This is a genomic window from Stappia sp. (assembly GCF_965276915.1).
GTDB lineage: Bacteria > Pseudomonadota > Alphaproteobacteria > Rhizobiales > Stappiaceae > Stappia.
The window spans coordinates 1,209,790-1,231,246 of record NZ_OZ255709.1 but is presented as its reverse complement, the minus strand read 5'-3'; the positions used below and the strand labels follow the sequence as shown (position 1 = coordinate 1,231,246).

At 66.6% G+C, this 21,457-nt stretch carries 22 protein-coding genes and 1 tRNA gene; 18 read left to right on the top strand and 5 right to left on the bottom strand.

Translation table 11 applies throughout. The annotated features are described in order from the left end of the window. Positions 1–231 precede the first annotated feature (231 nt). The 6 genes from ACQY46_RS05765 to ACQY46_RS05740 all read left to right on the top strand — a co-directional run bounded on the left by ACQY46_RS05765 (position 232) and on the right by ACQY46_RS05740 (position 6,866). Positions 232–1,590 carry a murein hydrolase activator EnvC family protein gene (locus tag ACQY46_RS05765; protein ID WP_428699322.1) on the top strand — a complete coding sequence of 453 codons (1,359 nt, stop codon included), beginning with the start codon at positions 232–234 and terminating at the stop codon, positions 1,588–1,590. After that, positions 1,587–2,924 (top strand): S41 family peptidase, encoded by a 1,338-nt coding sequence (locus tag ACQY46_RS05760; protein WP_428699321.1) that lies wholly within the window; start codon positions 1,587–1,589, stop codon positions 2,922–2,924. Before ACQY46_RS05765 ends, ACQY46_RS05760 begins: the two co-directional genes overlap by 4 nt. A 77-nt stretch (positions 2,925–3,001) precedes the next feature. Next, positions 3,002–4,180 carry a divergent polysaccharide deacetylase family protein gene (locus ACQY46_RS05755; protein WP_428699320.1) on the top strand — a complete coding sequence of 393 codons (1,179 nt, stop codon included), beginning with the start codon at positions 3,002–3,004 and terminating at the stop codon, positions 4,178–4,180. Between the two features lie 168 nt (positions 4,181–4,348). After that, positions 4,349–4,849: an RNA pyrophosphohydrolase gene (locus tag ACQY46_RS05750; protein ID WP_428699319.1), complete on the top strand. Its 501-nt coding sequence runs from the start codon at positions 4,349–4,351 to the stop codon at positions 4,847–4,849. Between the two features lie 41 nt (positions 4,850–4,890). After that, on the top strand, positions 4,891–5,655 hold the full coding sequence (locus ACQY46_RS05745) for an SDR family NAD(P)-dependent oxidoreductase (RefSeq protein WP_428699318.1): 765 nt from the start codon (positions 4,891–4,893) through the stop codon (positions 5,653–5,655). Between the two features lie 11 nt (positions 5,656–5,666). After that, on the top strand, positions 5,667–6,866 hold the full coding sequence (locus tag ACQY46_RS05740) for an acyl-CoA dehydrogenase family protein (RefSeq protein WP_428699317.1): 1,200 nt from the start codon (positions 5,667–5,669) through the stop codon (positions 6,864–6,866). On the opposite strand, the gene queG is transcribed toward ACQY46_RS05740, so the two are convergent. Together queG and ACQY46_RS05730 are read right to left on the bottom strand one after the other, a co-directional pair. Then, positions 6,854–7,990 carry a tRNA epoxyqueuosine(34) reductase QueG gene (gene queG, locus ACQY46_RS05735; RefSeq protein WP_428699316.1) on the bottom strand — a complete coding sequence of 379 codons (1,137 nt, stop codon included), beginning with the start codon at positions 7,988–7,990 and terminating at the stop codon, positions 6,854–6,856. The two genes, ACQY46_RS05740 and queG, sit on opposite strands and share 13 nt — an antisense overlap. A gap of 32 nt (positions 7,991–8,022) precedes the next feature. Continuing rightward, positions 8,023–8,715 (bottom strand): glutathione S-transferase family protein, encoded by a 693-nt coding sequence (locus ACQY46_RS05730; protein ID WP_428699315.1) that lies wholly within the window; start codon positions 8,713–8,715, stop codon positions 8,023–8,025. Positions 8,716–8,903: 188 nt separating this feature from the next. Between ACQY46_RS05730 and ACQY46_RS05725 the strand changes: the two genes are divergently transcribed. Next, positions 8,904–9,710 carry an undecaprenyl-diphosphate phosphatase gene (locus tag ACQY46_RS05725; RefSeq protein WP_428699314.1) on the top strand — a complete coding sequence of 269 codons (807 nt, stop codon included), beginning with the start codon at positions 8,904–8,906 and terminating at the stop codon, positions 9,708–9,710. Here ACQY46_RS05725 and ACQY46_RS05720 read toward each other — a convergent pair. Then, entirely contained in the window at positions 9,693–10,706 is a 1,014-nt protein-coding gene (locus tag ACQY46_RS05720) for a helix-turn-helix transcriptional regulator (protein ID WP_428699313.1), read from the bottom strand. The two genes, ACQY46_RS05725 and ACQY46_RS05720, sit on opposite strands and share 18 nt — an antisense overlap. Before the next feature lie 157 nt (positions 10,707–10,863). Here ACQY46_RS05720 and ACQY46_RS05715 point away from each other — a divergent pair, with 157 nt between their 5' ends. Beyond that, positions 10,864–11,166: a DUF1127 domain-containing protein gene (locus tag ACQY46_RS05715; protein ID WP_428699312.1), complete on the top strand. Its 303-nt coding sequence runs from the start codon at positions 10,864–10,866 to the stop codon at positions 11,164–11,166. 76 nt (positions 11,167–11,242) lie between these two features. Here ACQY46_RS05715 and ACQY46_RS05710 read toward each other — a convergent pair whose 3' ends face one another. After that, positions 11,243–12,241 (bottom strand): complex I NDUFA9 subunit family protein, encoded by a 999-nt coding sequence (locus ACQY46_RS05710; RefSeq protein ID WP_428699311.1) that lies wholly within the window; start codon positions 12,239–12,241, stop codon positions 11,243–11,245. Between the two features lie 259 nt (positions 12,242–12,500). Here ACQY46_RS05710 and ACQY46_RS05705 point away from each other — a divergent pair. Further along, positions 12,501–12,587 (top strand) — tRNA-Leu (locus ACQY46_RS05705). 95 nt (positions 12,588–12,682) lie between these two features. On the opposite strand, the gene ACQY46_RS05700 is transcribed toward ACQY46_RS05705, so the two are convergent. Then, positions 12,683–13,372: a hypothetical protein gene (locus tag ACQY46_RS05700; protein WP_428699310.1), complete on the bottom strand. Its 690-nt coding sequence runs from the start codon at positions 13,370–13,372 to the stop codon at positions 12,683–12,685. 198 nt (positions 13,373–13,570) lie between these two features. Between ACQY46_RS05700 and ACQY46_RS05695 the strand changes: the two genes are divergently transcribed. The 9 genes from ACQY46_RS05695 to lptB all read left to right on the top strand — a co-directional run bounded on the left by ACQY46_RS05695 (position 13,571) and on the right by lptB (position 21,344). After that, complete coding sequence (locus tag ACQY46_RS05695) at positions 13,571–14,164, top strand: acyltransferase (RefSeq protein ID WP_428699309.1); 594 nt, start codon at positions 13,571–13,573, stop codon at positions 14,162–14,164. Between the two features lie 9 nt (positions 14,165–14,173). Further along, on the top strand, positions 14,174–15,013 hold the full coding sequence (locus tag ACQY46_RS05690) for a 3-keto-5-aminohexanoate cleavage protein (RefSeq protein WP_428699308.1): 840 nt from the start codon (positions 14,174–14,176) through the stop codon (positions 15,011–15,013). Positions 15,014–15,038: 25 nt separating this feature from the next. After that, positions 15,039–16,331: a glycosyltransferase gene (locus tag ACQY46_RS05685; RefSeq protein ID WP_428699307.1), complete on the top strand. Its 1,293-nt coding sequence runs from the start codon at positions 15,039–15,041 to the stop codon at positions 16,329–16,331. Continuing rightward, positions 16,328–17,230: a Gfo/Idh/MocA family protein gene (locus tag ACQY46_RS05680; protein ID WP_428700422.1), complete on the top strand. Its 903-nt coding sequence runs from the start codon at positions 16,328–16,330 to the stop codon at positions 17,228–17,230. The genes ACQY46_RS05685 and ACQY46_RS05680 overlap by 4 nt, the downstream gene beginning before the upstream one ends. A 5-nt stretch (positions 17,231–17,235) precedes the next feature. Next, positions 17,236–18,348, top strand: coding sequence for a DegT/DnrJ/EryC1/StrS family aminotransferase (locus ACQY46_RS05675; RefSeq protein ID WP_428699306.1), 1,113 nt, complete (start codon positions 17,236–17,238; stop codon positions 18,346–18,348). A gap of 83 nt (positions 18,349–18,431) precedes the next feature. After that, positions 18,432–19,067 carry a ribonuclease D gene (locus ACQY46_RS05670; protein WP_428699305.1) on the top strand — a complete coding sequence of 212 codons (636 nt, stop codon included), beginning with the start codon at positions 18,432–18,434 and terminating at the stop codon, positions 19,065–19,067. A gap of 39 nt (positions 19,068–19,106) precedes the next feature. After that, the gene (lptC, locus tag ACQY46_RS05665; RefSeq protein WP_428699304.1) at positions 19,107–19,877 is read left to right on the top strand and encodes an LPS export ABC transporter periplasmic protein LptC; all 771 of its coding nucleotides are present in this window, start codon (positions 19,107–19,109) and stop codon (positions 19,875–19,877) included. After that, positions 19,874–20,428, top strand: a complete 555-nt coding sequence (gene lptA / locus ACQY46_RS05660; RefSeq protein WP_428699303.1) for a lipopolysaccharide transport periplasmic protein LptA — start codon at positions 19,874–19,876, stop codon at positions 20,426–20,428. The genes lptC and lptA overlap by 4 nt, the downstream gene beginning before the upstream one ends. Positions 20,429–20,597: 169 nt before the next feature. Then, the gene (gene lptB / locus ACQY46_RS05655; protein WP_428700421.1) at positions 20,598–21,344 is read left to right on the top strand and encodes an LPS export ABC transporter ATP-binding protein; all 747 of its coding nucleotides are present in this window, start codon (positions 20,598–20,600) and stop codon (positions 21,342–21,344) included. Positions 21,345–21,457: the final 113 nt, after the last annotated feature.

Genomic DNA, 21,457 nt, shown 5'->3' with positions numbered 1-21,457 from the left:
CCTATTTCTCGTCTAGGGCTGTTAACGAAGGCAGGATTGAACGGTTTACCATTCGTTAGGGTTGACGTTTCGTTAACGTCCCTGGGGCAAGCTGATCACTCGATTTTCAGCCCGTCCCGCGGGCCTTGCGCATGACGGAGGACAATCCGCCGCGCGAGGTCGCCGCGACAGACGCGGGCGGAGTGGTGGATGCGCGACAAACTGCCTAGTGGAGCCATGCGGACAGCCCTGGTGCTGGTTTCCCTTGCCCTCGCTGCCGGTCCGGCGGCGCATGTCCTGCAGCTGGCGCCGGCCACGGCCATGGCCAGCGAGGAGATGGCAGGCGAGGAACAGGATACAGGCGAGGCGGCAAGCGGGACCGACGGGACCCGGGAGCCGCTTGCCGAACGCAAGGCCCGGCGCGAGGAAGAGCTGTCGTCGCTGACCCGCGACCTGTCACTGTCATCCGACAGGCAGGCGGCGCTGGCCCGGGAGATTCGGGCCATCGAGCGCGACCGGCAGGCCCTGAATGCCGATCTCCTGCGCACGGCGCAGCGGGTGACGCGCCTGGAGGAGCAACTGGCGGCGACCGAAGACCGGTTGCGCCGCCTGGGAGAGAACGAGGACGCAGTGCGCGCTTCCCTTGTCGAACGGCAGGACGTGCTGGCCGAGGTGCTCTCGGCCCTGCAGCGCATCGGCCGGCATCCGCCGCCGCCGCTTGCCGTGCGGCCGAAGGATGCACTCGGCGCGGTGCGCAGCGCGCTGCTGCTGAATGCGGTGATGCCCGAGCTGAGCCTCGAGGCCCAGGCGCTGGCAAGCGATTTGGCCTCACTGCGGCAGCTCAAGGTTTCCAGTGCCGCCGAACGCGACCGGCTCGTGGCCGATGCCCGCCGGCTGGCGGAAGAACGCACCCGGGTCGAGCTTCTGGTCTCGTCGAAAAAGCGCGAGCGCGAAACGAGCGAGGCGGAACTCGCGCAGGAAAAGGCGCGCTCCGAACAGCTCGCCCAGGACGCAAGCTCGCTGAAGGACCTGATCGCGACACTCGAGACAGACATCACCAGCGCCCGCGAGGCGGCAGAGGCCGCAAGGCGGGCAACCGAAGAGCGGAAGACGCGAACGGCCTCCGCCGATCCCTCCCGCGACCCGGGCCGGCTGGCACCGGCCTTCGCCTTCACCGAGGCGAAGGGACGGATCAACAACCCGGTCACCGGAGCGGTGCTGCGCGACTACGGCATGGATGACGGGTTCGGCGGCCGCACGCAGGGACGCTCGATCGCGGCGCGGACGGGGGCCCAGGTCGTGGCCCCGGCGGATGGCTGGGTCGTCTATGCCGGGCCGTTCCGCTCCTACGGGCAGGTCTTGATCCTGAACGCCGGCGACGGATATCATATTCTCCTGGCCGGCATGGACAGGACGAATGTGGAGCAGGGACAGTTCGTGCTGGCGGGAGAACCCGTCGCAACCATGGGCGAGACGCGCGTCGCCAGCGCCGCCACGCTCGACCTCGCGGCACCGCAACCGGTGCTCTATGTTGAATTTAGGAAAGACGGCGTTTCGATCGACCCCACCCCCTGGTGGGCTCGGCCCGAAGAAGAAAAGGCTCGCGGATGATTCGGAAAGCTTCCCTGTTGCTGGTCGGCGCGCTCATTGGCGGCGCGACCATCACCGCCCTCTCGCAGATGCCGGTGCGCGTCAGTGGCGTGGCCAATGCCGCGGCCTCCGACACCTATCGGCAGCTCAACCTGTTTGGCGACGTGTTCGAGCGGGTCCGGTCCGACTATGTCGAGGTGCCCGATGACGCGGCACTGATCGAATCCGCGATCAACGGCATGCTGAGTTCGCTCGACCCGCATTCGAGCTATCTCTCGCCGAAGCACTTCCGCGACATGCAGGTTCAGACCCGCGGCGAGTTTGGCGGCCTCGGCATCGAGGTCACCATGGAAGACGGTCTCGTCAAGGTGGTGACGCCGATCGACGACACGCCCGCCTACAAGGCCGGCGTGCTGGCCGGCGACCTGATCACCCATCTCGACGGCGAACAGATCCAGGGCCTGACCCTTTCCGAGGCCGTCGAGAAGATGCGCGGCCCGGTCAACACAGGGATCGACCTGACCATCCGCCGCGAGGGTGCCGCAGAGCCGATCAAGCTGACGATCACCCGCGACGTGATCCGCATCCGTTCCGTGCGCCACCGCGAGGAAGGCTCCGTCGGATACGTCCGCGTCACCCAGTTCAACGAGCAGACCTATGACGGCCTGAAGGACAGCATCGACGAGCTGGCCAAGACGATCGGCCCGGACAAGCTGAAGGGCTATGTGCTCGACCTGCGCAACAATCCCGGCGGCCTGCTCGACCAGGCGATCGCGGTTTCCGACGCGTTCCTGCAGCGGGGCGAGATCGTCTCGACGCGCGGGCGCAACAATGACGAGACGCAGCGCTACAATGCCCGGTCCGGCGACCTCACCGAGGGCCTGCCGGTCATCGTCCTGGTCAATGGCGGCTCGGCGTCGGCCTCGGAGATCGTCGCAGGGGCGCTGCAGGACCATCGCCGCGCGACGGTGCTGGGAACGCGCTCCTTCGGCAAGGGGTCGGTGCAGACCATCGTGCCGCTGGGCGCCAATGGCGCCATCCGCCTGACGACGGCACGCTATTACACGCCGTCCGGCGTCTCCATCCAGGCAAAGGGCATCACTCCGGACATCGAGGTGCTCCAGGAGCTTCCCGATGAGCTCAAGGGCAATGTCGAGACCAAGGGCGAGGCGGGCCTGCGCGGCCACCTGCAGGGCGAAGGCGAGGGCGAGGAAAGCTCCGGCAGCCAGGCCTACGTGCCGCCGGATCCCAAGGACGACGCCCAGCTCAAGCTGGCGCTCGACCTGCTCAACGGCGTTCAGGTGAACAGCGCCTTCCCGCCGGTCGGCGACCAGAAGGCCGGTATCCCGAACTGATCCCGCGAAACTGACCGGATGCGGCGGCCCAAGGGAGGGACCGCCGCATCCGCCCGTCACAACCAAGATGAGGCATCATGGCGGGGAATGACCTGTCGACCCCGCTGGGGCTCGGCAAGAAAAAATATCTGAACCTCCCTCTCGGCCTGATCGGCGCCGGCGTCATCACCGTGCTGCTGACCACGGCGATGGTCTGGGTCGGTGTCGTCAACGATCCGCTCGGAGGCGAACCGACCGCGTCGGTGCCGCTCGAACGCTCCCTCGACGGCCTCTCCGCCCGCGACTTTGGTGTCGTCGAGATCCGGCCCTCCCTGCCCGATCAGGGACAGGAGGCCGGCACGGGAGCCGGCCAGCGTGCCGAAACGCTTGGCCCGCGCTTTGAACCCAAACCCGTAAGCGAACAGAATTCCGGACCGCATCCGAGCGAGGCCGCGATGGTGTCGACGGCATCCCTGTCGGTGCGGCCGGATGCGCGCGTCATCGAGGCCGGGCCGCACGGAGCGATGCCCGTCGTCTCGGAAAGCGGCCTGCGACCGCTCGACGTCTATGCAAGGCCGGCAAGCCAATCGTTCTCCTCCGTTCCCAAGATCGCGATCATCGTTGGCGGACTGGGCCTGTCCCAGACGGGCACGCAGGCCGCGATCGACCGCCTGCCACCCGACATCACGCTCGCCTTTGCGCCCTACGGCGCCAGCATCGACCGCTGGATGCAGCAGGCGCGGCGCGACGGGCACGAGTTGCTGCTGCAACTGCCGATGGAGCCGTTCGACTATCCCGACAACGATCCGGGTCCGCATACGCTGCTGGTCAGCAACTCGACCGGCGAATTGCGCGACCGGCTTGCCTGGCTGCTCAGCCGGATGGGCAACTATGTCGGGGTGATGAACTACATGGGCGCGCGCTTCACCTCGGCGGAATCCTCGCTGGAAATGCTGCTTGGCGAGATCACCAAACGCGGGCTGATGTATGTGGATGACGGTTCTTCCTCGCGCAGCAAGGCAACCGCCACCGCAAGCGGCATGCGCACCCCCTTCTCCCATGCCGACCTCGTCATAGACGACGTGCCGCGGCCAAAGGAAATCACCGCCCGGCTGCTGCAGCTGGAAGGCACCGCACGGGCGCAGGGCATCGCCGTGGGCGTTGCCAGCGCCCTGCCCGTGACCATCGACGAGCTTGCGAAATGGTCGCGCGACCTGGAAGAACGCGGCCTGCAACTGGTGCCGATCTCCGCGTCGATCGACCGGGGAGGCCGCTAGCCGGAGACTGTCCGACAGGACCGCTCCGACAGCATCCGCTTTTCCGTTCCCGCAAAACCGGAAGGCAGTCCGGCTCAATCCGCTCTTGAGTTCCCGGTCCGTTTCGTCCGACATTCCCCCGGCCCGTCGACGACGCGCCGTGCGAAACACCATGTCCGGAGATCCGCCTTGCTCAGCCCCACCGCCCTGCCCCGGTACCGCCCCTGTGTCGGCATCGTGCTTCTCAACCGCGACGGGCTCGTGTGGACCGGAAAACGCGCTGCCGAGGGCGGTGCCGACCCGGACCATTGCTGGCAGATGCCGCAAGGCGGCATCGACGCCGGCGAGGACCCGCTGCCGGCGGCCAGGCGCGAGCTCTACGAGGAGACCTCGATCCGCAGCGTCACGTTGCTCGCCGAGGCGCCGCAATGGTTCTCGTACGACTATCCGCCGGAACTGGTCTCCACCAAGCAGACGGCCCGCTACAAGGGGCAGACGCAGAAATGGTATGCGTTCCGCTTCGAGGGCGAGGAGGCCGAGATCGACATCCTGACACCGCCGGGCGGCCACAAGGCGGAGTTCTGCGACTGGCGCTGGAGGCCTGCGGCCGAGCTTCCGGATCTCGTCATTCCGTTCAAGCGCGACGTCTACACGCAGGTGCTGCGCGCATTTTCCACGCTGACCCGGTAGCCGCCAGGCGAGGCGTTCCAAAAACAACGACAGGGGGACCCATGACCTTCAAAGCCGATCTTGCCGGCCGGAAGATACTGATCACCGGCGCATCGAGCGGACTGGGTGCCCATTTCGCCCGGGTTGCCGCCCGGAACGGGGGCTCGGTCGCGGTCGCCGCCCGCCGCACGGACCGTCTTGAGGAACTCGTCGCGGAGCTGGGCGAACTGGGAGCGCCGCAGGCGGTGGCCATCGGCCTGGATGTCGGCGACGGGGCTTCCATCCATGCCTGCGTCGCCGACGTGGTGGCGCAACTCGGCGGGCTCGACATTCTCGTCAATAATGCCGGCATCGCCCGCAGCGGCCTTGCCATAGACCAGACGGCCGAGGATTTCGACGCGGTGATGTCGGTGAACCTGCGCGGTGTCTGGCTGATGGCGATCGCCACCTCCCGCCACTGGCGCGACACGGGCACGCCCGGCAACATCATCAACATCGCCTCGATCCTGGGCGAACGGGTCAGTCTCGGCACCGCCTCCTACTGCGTTTCAAAGGCCGGCGTCGTGCAGATGACCAAGGCGCTGGCGCTGGAGTTCGCCCGCAACAACATTCGCGTCAACGCGATCGAACCGGGATATTTCGAAACGGAGATCAACGAGGGCTATTTCGAGACGGATGCGGGCAAGGCGACGATCCGCCAGATCCCCATGCGCCGCATCGGCCGGTTCGAGGACCTGGACGGTCCGTTCCTGCTCCTGGCGAGCGACGCCTCCCGCTTCATGACCGGGGCGGCCGTCCCGGTCGATGGCGGCCACCTGCTTGCATGAGGAATGAAGCCATGGATTTCAGCATCGATCCCCGTCACGCCGAGCTGCGCGATCGGGTGCGCACTTTCGTTGCCGAACATATCAGACCGCTGGAGGACGACCGGGCGAACTACAACGAATTCGAGAACCTGCGCATGGAGCTGCGCGACCAGGTGCGCGAGAAGGCGAAGGCGGCCGGGCTGTGGGCACCGCAGATGCCGGAGGCACGCGGCGGGCTCGGGCTTTCCATGGTCGGGCAAAGCATCTTCTACACCGAGGCCAACCGGTCGATCTTCGGCCCGGCCTGCTTCAACTGCGCGGCACCCGACGACGGCAACATGCGCGTCATCGAGGCGGTCGGCACGCCGGCGCAAAAGGACTGGTGGCTGCAGCCGGTGGTCGAGGGCAAGGTCAACTCGTCCTTCGCCATGACCGAGCCGCATCCCGGCGGCGGTTCGGATCCCGGCATGATCCGGACCCGCGCAGAACGCCATGGCGACACCTGGCGGATCCACGGCCGCAAGTGGTTCATCTCCGGCGCGGCGGTCGCGAAGCATTTCATCCTGATAGCCCGCACCGACCCGAGCCAGGACGAGAAGCGGCGTCACCTGACCGGCTTCCTCTTCCATGCCGACCAGCCCGGCTGGCGGATCGTCCGGCGCATCGGCAACATGGGACCGGACGAGCACGGCGGCGTCTGCGAGCTGGAATTCGACGGGCTGGAGATTGCCGACGAGAACCGGCTGATGGAGATCGGCGACGGCCTGCGACTGACCCAGATCCGTCTCGGCCCGGCACGCCTCACCCATTGCATGCGCTGGCTCGGCCTTGCCCAGCGCTGCATGGAAATCGCCCAGGACTATGTCGACGGGCGCGAGGGGTTCGGCTCGCGGCTTGGCGAGCGCGAATCGGTGCAGCTTGCGCTTGGCGAGCTCGCCCACAACATCCAGATCGGCCGGCTGCTTGTCTTCAACGCCGCCTGGCAGCTCGACCGGGGCGACAAGGCACGCGCCGAGGTCTCCTCGGCCAAGATCCATGTCGCCGACACGCTGCACCAGGCGGCCGATACCGCGATCCAGCTCAACGGCGCGCGCGGCTACTCGACCGACACGATCCTGGAATGGATCTACCGCTACGCCCGCGCCGCGCGCCTGGTGGACGGCGCCTCCGAAGTGCACAAGATGGTGCTGGCGCGGCTCTACAAGCAGGCCGGCAACGACTACTGGCGGTAGGGCGCCGCGACACGGCGGCGGGCCGCCGTCCACTCGGCCAGGACATCGTCATCCGGCTCTCCGGGCTCATGTGCCTCCGCAAGATGCTCGAAGGCCTGCCCTTCCAGCAGTCGCGACAGCGCCCACACGGCGGCCCCGCGCACCAGCGGGCTGCCGTCGGCCAGCAGCGGCCGGACGGTAGCGGCAAGGGCCGCGTCGGCCGCGTTTCCCGCGGCGATCAGCACGTTGCGCAGGAAGCGGTCGCGCCCGATGCGCTTGACCGGCGAACCCGAAAACAGCGCCCGGAAGGCGGCATCGTCCAGCTGCAAGAGGTCGGCGAGCGGCGGGGCGACAAGGTCGGCGCGCGCCGCCAGCTTCGCCTCGCGTGCCGTTTGCGCGAACTTGTTCCAGGGACAGGCGGCAAGGCAATCGTCGCAGCCATAGATGCGGTTGCCCATGGCGGCGCGGAACTCCTCCGGCACCGGCCCGGCATGCTCGATCGTCAGGTAGGAGATGCAACGCCTGGCATCGAGGCGGTAGGGCGCGGGAAAGGCATCCGTCGGGCAGGCATCGAGGCAGGCCCGGCAGGAGCCGCAATGATCGCGCTCGGGCACATCCACCGGCAGGTCGATATCGGTGAAGATCTCGCCGAGAAAGAACCAGGACCCGAGGTCGCGGGAGACGAGGTTCGTATGCTTGCCCTGCCAGCCGAGGCCGGCGGCTTCCGCCAGCGGCTTCTCCATCACCGGCGCGGTGTCGACGAAGACCTTGACCTCTCCCTCGATCCCCATGCGCCGGGCCTGGGCCAGCAGATGCTGCGCCAGCTCCTTCAGCCGTCCCTTGATGACATCGTGATAGTCGCGGTTGCGGGCGTAGACGGAAATGTTCGCGCGGTCGCCCCGCGACAGGGTGGCAAGGGGATCCCCGTCCGGCGCGTAGGACAGCGCCAGCGTGACGATGCGCCGCGCACCCGGCCATAGCGCCGAGGGGGCCGCACGGCGCTCCTCGGTGTCCGCCATCCACTGCATCGTGCCGTGATGACCGTCGGCGATGAATGCTCGCAACCGGGAGGGGGTTTGCGGAACGGCGCCCGCATCGGCAACGCGGGTCGCGTCGAAACCGAGTGCCGCGGCCTTTTCCAGCAAGCTCGTCTTGAGACGTCCGGCCTGGCTCGTGCTCAGAAGTCGAGATCCGCGTAGGCCGGCGCCGGGGGCATGCCCAGCATCTTTTCCGCCAGCAGCGGACGGAAGCTCGGGCGCGACTTGATGCGCGCGTACCAGGCCTTCACGTTCTCCTCCTCCGCCCATGGCACCTCACCCAGGTAGTCCGCGCAGGAAAGCTCGGCGGCGACGGCGAAGTCCGCGAAGGTCAGCCGCTCGCCGGCAAGCCAGTTGCGTGAGGCCGCAAGATATCCGAAATAGCGCAGATGGTGGCCGATATTGGACCGCGCCGCGCGCAAGACGGCCGAATCCGGCGAACCGCCGCCTTGCGATCCCCGCATTTCCTGCTTGTAGACACGCTCGCGCACGAAAGGACCGACCACATCGGCGTCCAGCTTGTTGACGGCCCAGTCGACCAGCCGGCGTGTCTCCGCGCGCGCGTCCGGATGATCCGGCATCAGCCGACGATCGCCGACGGCATAGCCGCGCGTCTCGTCGAGATATTCCATGATCGCGAAGGCGCCGCATACGGGGGGGCCGTCATTTTCCTGCAGCACCGGCACGGAACCCGCCGGATTGAGCATCAGGAAGCCCCGCCGCCGCTCCCACGGACGTTCGGTGACAAGCTCCACCTTGGCGCCGTATTCGGACAGCACAAGCTGGACGAACCGCGACACGGGCGAAAAAGGGTGGCGATACAATGTCAGCATAACAGGATCGTAACCGGTTACGGTTAATCAAACGGTGCAAAACAGGGCCGCACCGGCAGGCGACCCGTATACGCCGCGCGCTGCCATCGTACAACGCGGCAATCATCCAGCACGAGGCGCGCCGTGGTTTTCCCCCGGGTGCCACACAGGCGCGGCACACGCGAGAGAGAATACCGGAGACCTTTCCCATGCAAGCGGACACCTTGGTCGGAGCGCTCGTTCTCGGTCTCGTCGAGGGACTGACGGAATTCATCCCCGTCTCGTCCACCGGCCACATATTGCTGCTTGGACATTTCATCGGATTCGAGAGCACCGGCAAGACTTTCGAGGTGCTGATCCAGCTCGGCGCGATCCTTGCCATTCTCACGGTCTATTTCCAGCGTCTTCTCTCCATCGCCCTTGCCCTGCCGCATCAGGCCTCCGCACGGCGTTTCGTCGCCGGCATCCTGCTTGCTTTCCTGCCCGCCGCCGTCATCGGCGTCATGGCGCACGGTTTCATCAAGGCGGTGCTGTTCGAGTCGCCCGCGCTGATCTGCACCACGCTCATCCTGGGCGGCATAATCCTGCTTGTTGTCGACAAGATGACCCTGCGCGTGCGCCATACCAACGCGATGGACTATCCGCTGTGGCTGTGCCTTGCGATCGGCTTCTTCCAGACGCTCGCCATGGTGCCCGGCGTGTCGCGCTCCGGCGCGACCATTGCCGGTGCGTTGCTGCTGGGCACCGACAAGCGTTCGGCGGCCGAGTTCTCCTTCTTCCTGGCCATGCCGACCATGGCCGGCGCCTTCGCCTACGATCTCTACAAGAACCGCGACATCCTCTCCCTTGACGATGCGACCGTGATCGGCATCGGCTTCATCGCCGCCTTCATCACCGCCGTGTTCGTCGTTCGCCGCCTGCTCGACTTCGTCAGCCGGCACGGTTTCGCGCCGTTTGCCTGGTGGCGCATCGCCGTCGGGCTTGCGGGCTTTGCCGGCCTATATCTCGTCGGCTGAGGCATAGGCAGCGCGCATCCCGGCAAGCTCCTCGACAAGGCGCGCGCGCAGGCCCTGCGGTGCGACCAGCTCCGCGCCGGGGCCGAGCCAGCGGACGAGCGGCAGGATCACGGCCGGGTCGACATTGGGAATGCGGATCTCGACGCGATCGCCCTGCGGTGCGCGAAACAGCGCGTGGCGATAGTACCAGTCGCGCCGCAGCAGCCCCGCCTGCGTCGCACTGACCCGCAACACGCTGACCTCGCCTTCCTGCTCCCAGCGCCGCATGGCGCGCGACAGCCACGCCCGGCCGATCTGGCTCTGCACGGAAAGGGCCGCGCGCGGGCGGAACGCCATTCCGCTGACCTCGATCTCGCGCACCCGGTCGGCGCGCAGGAGCCTGTCGGAGCCAAGATCGACATCCTGGCCGAAGAGATACCAGCGGTCGCGGTCGAACAGGATGCCGTGCGGTTCGATGTCGTAATCCACGACGCGCGCGCGATAGGGATTTTCATGGGTGATACGCACCCGCCGGGAGGCCAGAACCCCATGCATGAAGCCGTCGACCGCGCGCTGCATGTCGCCAGGCCCGGCTGTCTCCGGCTCGGTGTGAAAGATGTCGGCGGGCGGGCGTTCGATCCCCACGATGCGCTCGCCTTGCGAGAAAAGCTCGCGGGCGGCGCGCGGCAGGGAGGCAAGCAGCTTCGCCTCGGCGCTGTCGAGTTCGGCCACCAGCGGCGTTGCCTTCAACCCGCGCACCAGGGCCTGGGCGACCAGCAGCGCCGCCGTCTCGCCGCGCGTCAGCGCCACCGGCGGCTGGATATAATCGCGTGCCAGCCGGTAGCCGCCTTCGGCGCCGCGTTCGGCCTCGACGGGAATGCCCAGCGCCAGCAGGCGGTCGACGTCACGGTAGATGGTGCGCACGGATACGTCGAAGCGACGGGCAAGGTCGACGGCGCTGCGCTGACCGCCGGTCAGGAGCAGCAGAATGCCAAGCGCACGCTCGATCGCGTTCATCGTTTTCCCCTCGCCGTCACAAAAAAATCGCCTGCCGCCATTTGAGCAAAACAATCCTGACGCGCTGGTGTCAGGTTTGATCCGCCATCCTGCGTTTCATAGCCGGTTTCCACAACGCAGATGCCTTGAGGACCGGCCGCAGCGACAGGAGAGAGCAATGACCGATATCCGGGTGAACCAGAATGGCGCGATCAGGACAGAGCCGGTGCGGGTGACGTTCCCGTACCCCGCCGTCCGCCGCCTCTCAGCGACCGCATGGCTGTCGCGGCATGCGAAGCGGCTGATCGTGGCCTGGCGCATGTGGCGGGCGGCCGCGCGAACCCGCCGGGCGCTCGAGGGCCTCGACGAGGCCGCGTTGCACGACATCGGCCTGTCGCGCGGCTATTTCGGCTATGAGCCCACGGGCAGCATGAACCGCAAGGCAAAGCGGGTCGGCTCGGACATCGGCCTGTGGCGCTGACGCCGGGACATGGCCGGCATCAAGCGCGCGCGCCAAGCCGGTGCGTGCGCTTCGCCATCCGGTCCGGCTTTCCGGTTCAGCTTTCGGGTGCGGCGCGGTTGGCGTCGTACTGGCCGTGCTCGCGGAACCGCTCGAGATAGGTCGGCAGGATCGTGGCCATGGTGCGGGCCTCGATGCCGAGCCCTTCCAGCGTGCGCCCCTCGGCGCGCGCCGCCTCTGACACCACATTGTCGCTCTTCAAGAGTTCGACCTGGTCAACGGTGAGCAGCGGCCTGGGCAGCAATTGCAGGACCCGCGCCTGGATCCGCGCCAGGCCGAAGGGGATCGGCGCCAGGATGCGGTTGCGGCGAATGACCTTCAGCATCAGCTCAAGGCAAGCCTTGAAGGAGCGCACTTCCGGTCCGCCGAGCTCGTAGACGGCGCCGGCCTTCAGTTCGCCGTCGACCGCGCGGGCCACGACCTCGGCGACATCGCCGACGAAGACGGGCTGGAACTTCGTCTCGCCGCCGCCGACCAGCGGCAGCACCGGGGACATGCGCGCCATGCCGGCGAAACGGTTGAAGAACCCGTCCTCGGGGCCGAAGACGATGGAGGGACGCAGGATCACCGCGCCCGGCACGGTTTCCAGGACGCCGGCCTCGCCGGCCGCCTTGGAGCGGGCATAGGCGGAAGCCGATGCCGGATCGGCGCCGATGGCGGAGACATGCACCACGCGCGAAATGCCGGCGGCGCGGGCCGCCTCGGCAACGGCACGTGCCCCGAAATCCTGCACCGCGTCGAAGGTCTGGGCGCCAGCCTCATAGAGCACGCCGACAAGGTTGACGACGGCATCGGAGCCTTCCACGGCGCGGTCGACCGACCAGCGATGACGCAGGTTCGCCTGCACCGGCATGATCTGGCCGACGGCGCCGAGCGGCTGCACGTGCTCGGCGAGATCGGGACGGCGGACGGCGACGCGCACCCTGTAGCCGCGCCGCGCCAGCGCCCGCACCACATGGCGGCCGAGAAAGCCGGATCCGCCGAAGACGGTGACGAGCTTGCCGTTCAAGGCCTTCGAACCAGATGCCGCGGACATGGCTGTCGCTCCCTGCCGGTGGCCCGGCGCCCTGCCCTGGCAGATGCGCCGTGTCGCCACGTTGATGTTGCCCGCGCGCAGCGGGCGTGATCCGATTGACGGCCGGGCACGCCGCCCGAAGGGCGGAGCACGGCCGATCTCCTCGCGTCTCTTAGCCCTTGCGCCGGCTCCTGTGAAGGGCGGTTGTGCATGATCGGCATTTGGTCGCAAAAGCCCCGTTGACAAGGCCGCGAGCGTTCCTTACAAGCGCCCCTCACGTGCCCAGGTGGCGGAATTGGTAGACGCACTAGCTTCAGGTGCTAGCGCTCGAAAGGGCGTGGAGGTTCGAGTCCTCTCCTGGGCACCAACATTTTCGGCAGACCGCCCAATTCGGTCGCGCCGCACGAAAAAAGGTCCGGATCGCCGGGCCTTTTTTCGTTTGCGGCGGACGCTTTGCCTGCCCTAGTCGTCCAGGCGGTCCTCGTGAGGCGCGCAGCCGGTCCTGCGCACGCGCAGCCACAGCTGGTCGTCGAAGGCGTGCCCCTCCAGATACGCGACCTCAAGCCCCCGCTGCCGGCAAGCCTTGTCGATCCATTCGGTGCTGTGACGCACGATGCCGGCCCGGGTCGACTCGTGGCTGGTCCCCACCCAGGTCTCCCCGAGATAGTCTTCCTCCGGATTTGCGGCGGGCAGGTAGGAGGCCAGGAACGTCCCGTCCCGTTCGGTGTTTTCCAGAAAACCGTCCAGCATGGTCTCGATATGAGCCTTGCTGGCATGGGTCCAGATCGAACCTGCAAGGAAGAAATCGAACTTGCCGGAAAACACGGAGGTATCGAAACGCGCGTTGTGGTCGAAGCGCGGCGCCTTCTCGCGCAGCATCTCGCCGGAAAACAGCGCCTCCTGCCCCCAGACGACGCGATCGCGGAACGGCTCGATCCCGCAATAGCGCTCCGGCTCCAGGAACCGGATGAGCCAATAGGCCGTGCGCAGGCATCCGCAACCGATCTCGCATATGCGCGATTCGGGCGCCAGCCCCTCGCGCAGCAGCGAAACGAACTGTCGCCGCCCGCCCTCGTCGAATGTCCGCGTCGGCACTCCGAGGAACCCGTGAGCATCGGCCATCCGCTCACCAAGCTCCTGTACTTTCGACATTCACGCTCTCCCGGTTTTCCGTAAGCTTGCGAAAGGCGCCGCTCCTTTGCGCCCGGCCTGCGAGCGGATCCGGGGGCTGCGCAGGCGCCGGTTTTGTCTTGCCCGGTCACTTTGCCACAAATATACCTGTGACTGACAACCCCGCCAGCGGCAGAAAGTGGCACTCTTCCGGTCTCAACGTTTGGCGACGGATACAAGATGACCAAATTGATGACGCGGCCATCAATTTTTCGGAAGAAAAACCGTATCCGGGCTTCATTTTGCCACGTATTAAACAGCCGAAAATGGGACAAAGGCATGTCGAAAAGTCTGACCGCTCGTTTTCCGGACGTTCTTTTCTACAATCAGAACCTGACAGAAGTGCAGGATAACGTTGTCATCGGGCACGGGTCACGCGTCGGGTCCATGACCCTTATTCACGCGGATGCCCGCATCGGCTCCGGCACGACAATCGGTTCCCACTGCAACATCTGCGCGTGCAGCATCGGCGACAATGTCTCCATCCAGACCGGTTGTCACATCACCCGCGGCGTCGTGATCGAGGACGACGTCTTCGTCGGCCCCGGCGTCGTGACGCTGAACGACAAGCTCAAGGGGAACCCGATGATCTTTCCCCATATCGAGAAGGGTGCGAAGATCGGCGGCGGCAGCCGAATCCTGCCGGGCGTGCGTGTCGGCGCCGGCGCGATCGTGGGTGCGGGCAGCGTGGTCACCAGGGACGTTCCGGCCGGGGCGGTCGTGATGGGGAACCCGGCCAGGGTCAGGAAAACCCCGGCAGACAAGGCGGACTGAGCACGCGCCATGACGGGACTGATCCTCAATCTCGCTCCGACGGGCATGATACCGACGCGGGACATGTCTCCCCATGTTCCCATCACCACAGACGAGATCATATCCGATTGCCGCAAATGCGCGGACCTGGGCGCAACCATCCTGCATCTTCACGCCCGCGATGACGAGGGCGCACCGACCTATCGCAAGGATGTCTACGCGCGCATCATTGCAGGCATCCGGGAAACCCATCCGCAGGTCGTCATCTGTGTTTCGCTGAGCGGCCGCAACTTTCCCGGCTTCGCGGAACGCAGCGATCCGCTTTTCCTGAGCGGCGACCTGAAGCCGGACATGGCCAGCCTGACGCTGTCCTCGATGAATTTCGCCAGGACGGAGAGCGTCAATTCGCCCGAGATGGTGCGCCGGCTCGCGGAGACGATGGCGGAGCGCGGCATACGTCCGGAGCTCGAAGTGTTCGACACGGGCATGATCAACTACGCGCATTATCTCGCCGACAAGGGCATCATCGCCGCGCCGCACTGTTTCAACATCCTGCTCGGCAATGTCGCGACCGCCCAGGCGACGCCGCTGCACCTGGGCGTCATGACCAGCGCATTGCCCGCCGGATCACTGTGGTGCGCCGGCGGCATCGGCGCCAGCCAGATGGCGGCGAACAGCCTGGGCCTGCTCTTTGGAAACGGCGTCCGGGTGGGGCTTGAGGATTACCTGTGGCTGGATGCGGCGCGCACCCGCCCCGCCACCAACAGCCAGATGGTCACGCGCGTCCGGGAGCTGGCCGGGATGCTCGACCGCTCTTTCGCCGACTGCTCAAAGGTCCGGAGCATGCTGGGACTGCGCCCGCATGGATAGCGCCCGTCGCCCGCTTCGGATCCTGATGACGAACAACACGCTGGCCAGCCGCGCCGGCTCCGAACTCTATCTGCGCGACCTGGCGGTGGCGCTGATGAGACGCGGGCATCTCCCGGTTGCCTACAGCCCGGTCCTTGGCGAGGTGGCCGACGAGTTGCGCGGGCTCACCGTTCCGGTGATCGACGATCTTCGCCACATGGAGACCGCGCCCGACGTCATCCACGGGCAGCACCACCATGAAACGATGACAGCGGTCCTTCGCTATCCCGGGACACCCGCCGTCTATACCTGTCACGGCTGGGCGCCCTGGGAGGAGTTCCCCCCGGTCTTTCCCGGCATCATGAAATATGTCGCGGTCGATGATTTGTGCCGCGAGCGTCTCCTGACGACGGCCGGCATCCCGCCGGGGCAGGTCTCCACGCTCTACAATTTCGCGGACCTTGAGCGCTTCCATCTTGTTCGGGATCTGCCGGAGGCGCCCAGGTCGGCGCTGGTTTTCAGCAATTACGCGGAACAGGTTTCGGACGCGATCCGGACCGCCTGCGCCAATTGCGGGATCGAACAGGTCGATATCGCCGGGATCCGCTCGGGAACGACGATCCCGCGGCCCGAGGACGTCCTGTCGAACTACGACATCGTGTTTGCGAAAGCCCGCGCCGCCATCGAGGCGATGGCGTCCGGCTGCGCCGTGGTCGTGACGGACTATGCCGGCCTCGCCGGCATGGTGACCCGCGACAAGGTGGAAACGCTGCGGGCGCTCAATTTCGGTGCCCGCTCCATGCAGGCGGCGAGGATGACCCGCGAAAACATCGAACGCGAGATCAGACGGTTCGATGCGCGGGACGCGCGCGCCGTCACGGACTGGATCCGCACCGATGCCGACATGGCCCCCGCGGTCGAGCGCTGGATCGCGCTCTATAACGATGCCATCGACGCCTGGAACCGGGAGGGCGTCAGGATTTCCGACGCGGCGAAACTGAAAGCCGCCTCGGAGTATCAGCGGTTTCTTTCGCCGCGGGTCAAGTTCGCGTTCCACAACGAGCACCTGCGACACAAGGCCGAGCATGAGCGCACGGCCCTTGCCGAGGAGCTGGAAGATCTTCGCGCAGGGCATGAAGGCGTTGCCGGGCAACTGGCTGCCAGCAGGGAACAGGTCAAGCGGCTGGAAATCGAAATCACGGAATGTCTTGCGGTGCGGGCGCAGCTGGCAACGGAACTCGCAGACTGCCGCAGCGAGCTTTCCCTGCTGAAATCCCCTCCCCCGGGCGGGGTCGGCCGTCTTTACCGAAGGTGCCGGCAGTGGTTCGCGAAGAAATGAGCGGCGTGCGTGCACCGCGCAGGAAGGCTGTTGTCGTTGGCTTTGGGAAAATGGGCCAGCTTCACCTGTCCACATTGACCGCCATGTCCTCGGTCGACGTCATCGGCATCGTCGACATCGATCCCGCGCGACGCCCCCTGGCGGAGCGCGCCGGGCTCGCTTTTGCCGCGCAGCCCCGGGACCTGCCGACATCGGCGGACATCGCGGTTGTCGCGACGCCCCCTGAAACCCATCGCGACGTGGTCGTCCCCCTGCTCGAGGCCGGCGTTCACTGCCTGGTCGAGAAACCCCTTGCGCTCAAGCTGGATGACATCGAGGCGATGAGTGCCGCGGCGACCGCGACCGGAGCCGTCCTTGCCATCGGCCAGACCGAGCGGTTCAACGTCAATATCGAGCATTGCGCCCGGATGCTGGAGAACGGCCCGGGAACGGTCACCGCCAGCCGGATCTCGCCATTGATGCCCGGTTCAACCAGGCCGGACGTGATCGCCGATCTCCTGATTCACGACCTCGACTGGATCGTCAGGGTCGAGGGACACGCAGATTGCCAGATACGGGTGCTCGAGGCGAAGGTGCGGGACGGGATGCTTGGGAGCCTTCGATGCCATCTCGACTACGGGCAGCGGCAATACGATCTGGAGGCCTGCCATTCCGGAGCCGGACGGAGCCGGACCGTTCATGTGGCGATACCCGGGCGGGAAACGAAACGCTTCGACCTCACCGCCCTGCCTCCGGCACCGGGCGCGGATCCGCTGTCGCGCCAAGCGCAGTCCTTCCTCGACCTGTGCGAGGGGAAAGCGGCCTTGATCGCGGTCGCAAGGGACGCGCGCCGTGTCTTCCGTCTGAGCGAGCGCATTCGCGGGCTCTGCGCCATTCCGGCCCCGGCGACGGAGGACTGACCGGAATGGAACCGATCCCCTTCGTCGACCTGACCTCGGAATGGGCGGCGCTCAAGCTCGAGACCCTTGCGCGCGTGGAAGCCGTTTTCGACCACGGCCGTTTCGTCATGGGACCGGAAATCGAGGAACTGGAAGGGCGCCTCGCCGAGATGGTCGGCGTGCGGCATGCAATCGCCTGCGCGTCGGGAACCACCGCCCTTCTGATGGCCATGATGGCGCTTGAGATCGGCCCCGGCGACGAGGTCGTCGTCCCGGCCTACACTTTCGCAGCGCCAGCCGAATGCGCCCTGCTCCTGGGGGCATCGCCCGTGTTCGTCGACGTGGCGACCCCTTCGGGTCTTGTCGATGTCGACAGGCTGAAAGAGGCGCTGACGCCGAGGACGCGGGCGATCGTGGCCGTCTCGCTTTACGGCGCGCCTCCCGATTTCAGCGCGATCAACGCCCTGGCGGACGCTCACGGGATCGCGGTCATCGAAGACGCCGCCCAGAGTTTCGGAGGCTGCCGGGAAGGCCGGCAAAGCGGGTCTCTGGCGCGTCTTGGATGCACCAGTTTCTTTCCCACAAAGGTCCTCGGGGGCGCGGGAGACGGCGGCGCCGTCTTCACGGATGACGACGCGCTGGCCGGCTTTCTGGCCGAGATCCGCGATCACGGGCAAAGCGGCAAGTATCGCCATGTCCGCACCGGAGTGAACGGCCGGATGAGTTCGATCGCCGCCGCCGCCCTTCTCGTTCGCTTGAAGACGTTGAAGGCGGCAATTGGCAACCGGCGCGCGGTCGCCGATACCTATGACGCCCTGCTGTCGGATGCACGACGCGCCGGACGACTGGATTTCGCCGTCCCCGACCCGTGCGTTGCAAGCGCGAGGTCGCAATACGCACTCCTCGTCGAGAACCGCGACCGTGTCGCCACCGATCTGCGGGAAGCCGGCATTCAAACAGCCGTCCACTATCCCGAACCACTGCACCTTCAGCCGGCCTTTTCACATGCCCGCAGGTCCGGACCGCTGAGCGGCGCGTCCAGAATGGCCGAAAAGGTTCTCTGCCTTCCGATCTATCCGGGCCTGGCCGCCAGCCAGGTCGCACGTGTGGCGGAGGCGGTGCTCCGCTCGCTCAAGTAGGCCCGCAACGCCGCCCCGCCAATATGGACGCAAGGCCCAAAGGCCGATATCAAGAGCGTCACGTTTCGACACAAGGACCCTCCATGACCATCCGCCTGCATCGTGGCGACCTGCCTGACCTTTCCTCTCCCGATCTTGCCGCCTATGCGGCGGCGGACGCGATCGCCATCGACACCGAAACACTCGGCCTCAAGCCGCATCGCGACCGGCTCTGCGTCGTGCAGCTTTCGCCGGGCGACGGCAGCGCGGACGTGGTGCAGATCGCCGCCGGGCAGACAAGTGCCCCCAACCTGGCCAGGCTCCTGGGCGACCGGTCGAAGACCAAGCTTTTTCACTTCGCCCGTTTCGACGTCGCGGTCCTCTCCAACGGCCTCGGCATCGACTGCGCGCCCGTCTGGTGCACCAAGATCGCCTCGCGGCTGGTGCGCACCTATACCGACCGGCACGGCTTGAAGGATCTCGCCCGGGAGATGATCGGCGTCGAGATCTCCAAGCAGCAGCAAAGCTCCGACTGGGCGGCGGAGACCCTGAGCGATGCACAACTGGCCTATGCCGCCTCGGACGTGCTCTATCTGCACGCGATACGAGAACAGCTGGCCGCGCGGCTTGCACGCGAGAACCGCACGGTGATCGCGCAGGCCTGTTTCGAGTTCCTGCCCACGCGCGCGCGGCTCGATCTCGCCGGCTGGGACGACACCGACATCTTCGCCCACAGCTGAGGCTCGCCGCGACAAGCGGGCAACGGCAACCTATATGTATTGCAGCATCGACGGATCGGCGGCGCGGCGGTCGAGCCGCGTGCCGCCGTGACCGGACTGGACGGACAAGAGTTGGACCAGGAGGCCCATCAGCTGCGCCCCGCGTTTGACGGGCATGACGGTGCACCGCGCGCCAGCGAGGACGCGCGGCAGGCGGCGACGCGTGCCCTCGCCCGGACCGCGGCCCAGCGCCACAGCAAGCGGGTGCGCCGTCTTCGGCTGGCGGTGCCCGGCATCGGCCTTGTGCTGATGCTCGGCATCTTCGCCATGATCGGCGTCAGCAGCTACCTGAGCAGCCTTGGCCTGGGCAACATCACGCTGACCACGGACGGGCTGGTGATGGACAGTCCGGAACTCTCCGGCCATGACGGCGAGCGCTCCTACAGGGTCTCGGCGCGGCGGGCGATCCAGCGCATCAGCGATCCGCGCATCATCGACCTGGAGGCGATCACCGCGGAGCTGCGGATGTCCGCCGACCAGCACGTGCGGATCGTGGCGACACGCGGCACCTACAACAGCGCCGAGGAGACACTGTCGCTCTCCGACGGCATCGACGTCACCACCAACGAGGGCCAGACGGCCCGCTTCGGCTCGCTCGACATCGCCCTGAAAACCGGCCGGCTTGCCAGCCAGGAGGAAACGGTCTTCACCTCGTCCTTCGGATCCCTGAAGGCGGGGCGGATGCGTTTCGACCAGGACGCGGCTACACTGACCTTCACCGACGGCATCTCCATGACGGTGATGCCGCCGAACGCGGAGAAAGCTCCATGACCCAGTTCCGGCGCCGTCTTGTCGGCTCCCTTGCCCTTGTCGCGATGGCCTTCGCGCCCGGCCTTGCGGGCGCCCAGACCTTTTCCGACGCTTTTGCCGGTTTCGGCTCGAACGAGCGCGAGCCGATCCAGATCGAGGCGAAGGAGCTGAAGGTCCAGGACAAGGACCAGAGCGCGGTCTTCAGCGGCGATGTCGTCGTCACCCAGGGCGACGCGGTGCTGAAGACGCAGCGGCTCATCGTGCGCTATGACGGATCCGCCGCCGGCGGCGTCAACCAGCGCATCTCGCGGCTGGAGGCGAGCGGCCGGGTCTATATCTCGTCCAAGGACCAGACGGCGACGGGCGAAAAGGCGACTTTCGACATGGGCCGCCAGCTGATGGTGATGACCGGGCGCGAGGTTGTGCTGTCGCAAGGACCCAACGTCGTTGTCGGCAACAAGCTGACGGTGAACCTGAAGACTGGGCAGGCCGATCTGGAGGCGCCGAAGAGCGGCCGGGTGAAGGTTCTCATCCAGCCGAACAGCCTGCAGAACAGCACGCCGCAGAACTGATGCCCGTATCTGCCATCGCCAACCGGCGACGGCAGGCAATTGAATGCCATACCAGTTTCATGCCATCAGGCGCTGACGCAATACGGCGCGCTGGCCGCACAAATCCGGACACGACGTGAAGATCCTCTCCTTCCTTTCTTCGGGCAAGCAAGGCCCAGCGGCGGATGCCCTGCCCTACGACCCGTCCGCGGAAGACGGGCTGCTGATCGTCGACGGCATCGGCAAGAGCTACAAGCGCCGGCAGGTGGTGCGTCATGTCAGCCTGATGGTCCAGCGCGGCGAGGCGGTCGGATTGCTGGGCCCCAACGGCGCCGGCAAGACCACATGTTTCTACATGATCACCGGCCTGATCCAGCCCGATCACGGCACCATCCGCCTCGACGGCTTCGACATCACCCGATTGCCGATGTATCGCCGCGCCAGGCTTGGTATCGGCTACCTGCCGCAGGAAGCCTCGATCTTTCGCGGCCTCTCGGTGCAGGACAATATCCGCGCCGTGCTGGAAGTGGTCGAACCGGACAGGAAACGGCGCGAGCACGACCTGGAATCGCTGCTGGAGGAGTTCGGCGTCACGCATCTGCGCGAATCGCCGGCGATCGCCCTTTCGGGCGGCGAACGGCGTCGCGTCGAGATCGCCCGGGCGCTGGCCAGCCGGCCGACCTTCATGCTGCTCGACGAGCCCTTCGCCGGCATCGATCCGATCGCCGTCGGCGATATCCAGCAACTTGTCCGGCATCTCACGCAGCGCGGCATCGGCGTCCTGATCACCGATCACAACGTGCGCGAGACGCTCGGCCTGATCGACCGCGCCTATATCATCGCGGCCGGCGAAGTGCTGACGGAAGGCTCCCCCTTCGAGATCGTCGCCAACCCGGATGTCCGCCGGCTCTATCTCGGCGAGCAGTTTACGCTTTGATGCGAAACTTTCCTTAGGGTACAAAGCAAGAAGCGGACCAACCGGAGCGGGGCAAGGGCTCCGGTCGCCAGCGCACGGGCGCGCCGACGGTGCGCCGCTTGCCGGCAACGGGT

Bases quoted from the DNA above. Each gene is read 5' to 3' on its own strand.
- ACQY46_RS05715 (WP_428699312.1), top strand. From the start codon at position 10,864: ATGACCGATATCCGGGTGAACCAGAATGGCGCGATCAGGACAGAGCCG.
- ACQY46_RS05690 (WP_428699308.1), top strand. From the start codon at position 14,174: ATGACGGGACTGATCCTCAATCTCGCTCCGACGGGCATGATACCGACG.
- ACQY46_RS05685 (WP_428699307.1), top strand. From the start codon at position 15,039: ATGACGAACAACACGCTGGCCAGCCGCGCCGGCTCCGAACTCTATCTG.
- ACQY46_RS05670 (WP_428699305.1), top strand. From the start codon at position 18,432: ATGACCATCCGCCTGCATCGTGGCGACCTGCCTGACCTTTCCTCTCCC.
- ACQY46_RS05730 (WP_428699315.1), bottom strand. From the start codon at position 8,715: ATGCTGACATTGTATCGCCACCCTTTTTCGCCCGTGTCGCGGTTCGTC.
- ACQY46_RS05710 (WP_428699311.1), bottom strand. From the start codon at position 12,241: ATGTCCGCGGCATCTGGTTCGAAGGCCTTGAACGGCAAGCTCGTCACC.
- ACQY46_RS05695 (WP_428699309.1), top strand. From the start codon at position 13,571: ATGACCAAATTGATGACGCGGCCATCAATTTTTCGGAAGAAAAACCGT.
- ACQY46_RS05725 (WP_428699314.1), top strand. From the start codon at position 8,904: ATGCAAGCGGACACCTTGGTCGGAGCGCTCGTTCTCGGTCTCGTCGAG.
- ACQY46_RS05700 (WP_428699310.1), bottom strand. From the start codon at position 13,372: ATGTCGAAAGTACAGGAGCTTGGTGAGCGGATGGCCGATGCTCACGGG.
- ACQY46_RS05720 (WP_428699313.1), bottom strand. From the start codon at position 10,706: ATGAACGCGATCGAGCGTGCGCTTGGCATTCTGCTGCTCCTGACCGGC.
- ACQY46_RS05760 (WP_428699321.1), top strand. From the start codon at position 1,587: ATGATTCGGAAAGCTTCCCTGTTGCTGGTCGGCGCGCTCATTGGCGGC.
- ACQY46_RS05745 (WP_428699318.1), top strand. From the start codon at position 4,891: ATGACCTTCAAAGCCGATCTTGCCGGCCGGAAGATACTGATCACCGGC.
- lptA (WP_428699303.1), top strand. From the start codon at position 19,874: ATGACCCAGTTCCGGCGCCGTCTTGTCGGCTCCCTTGCCCTTGTCGCG.
- ACQY46_RS05675 (WP_428699306.1), top strand. From the start codon at position 17,236: ATGGAACCGATCCCCTTCGTCGACCTGACCTCGGAATGGGCGGCGCTC.
- ACQY46_RS05740 (WP_428699317.1), top strand. From the start codon at position 5,667: ATGGATTTCAGCATCGATCCCCGTCACGCCGAGCTGCGCGATCGGGTG.
- ACQY46_RS05680 (WP_428700422.1), top strand. From the start codon at position 16,328: ATGAGCGGCGTGCGTGCACCGCGCAGGAAGGCTGTTGTCGTTGGCTTT.
- ACQY46_RS05755 (WP_428699320.1), top strand. From the start codon at position 3,002: ATGGCGGGGAATGACCTGTCGACCCCGCTGGGGCTCGGCAAGAAAAAA.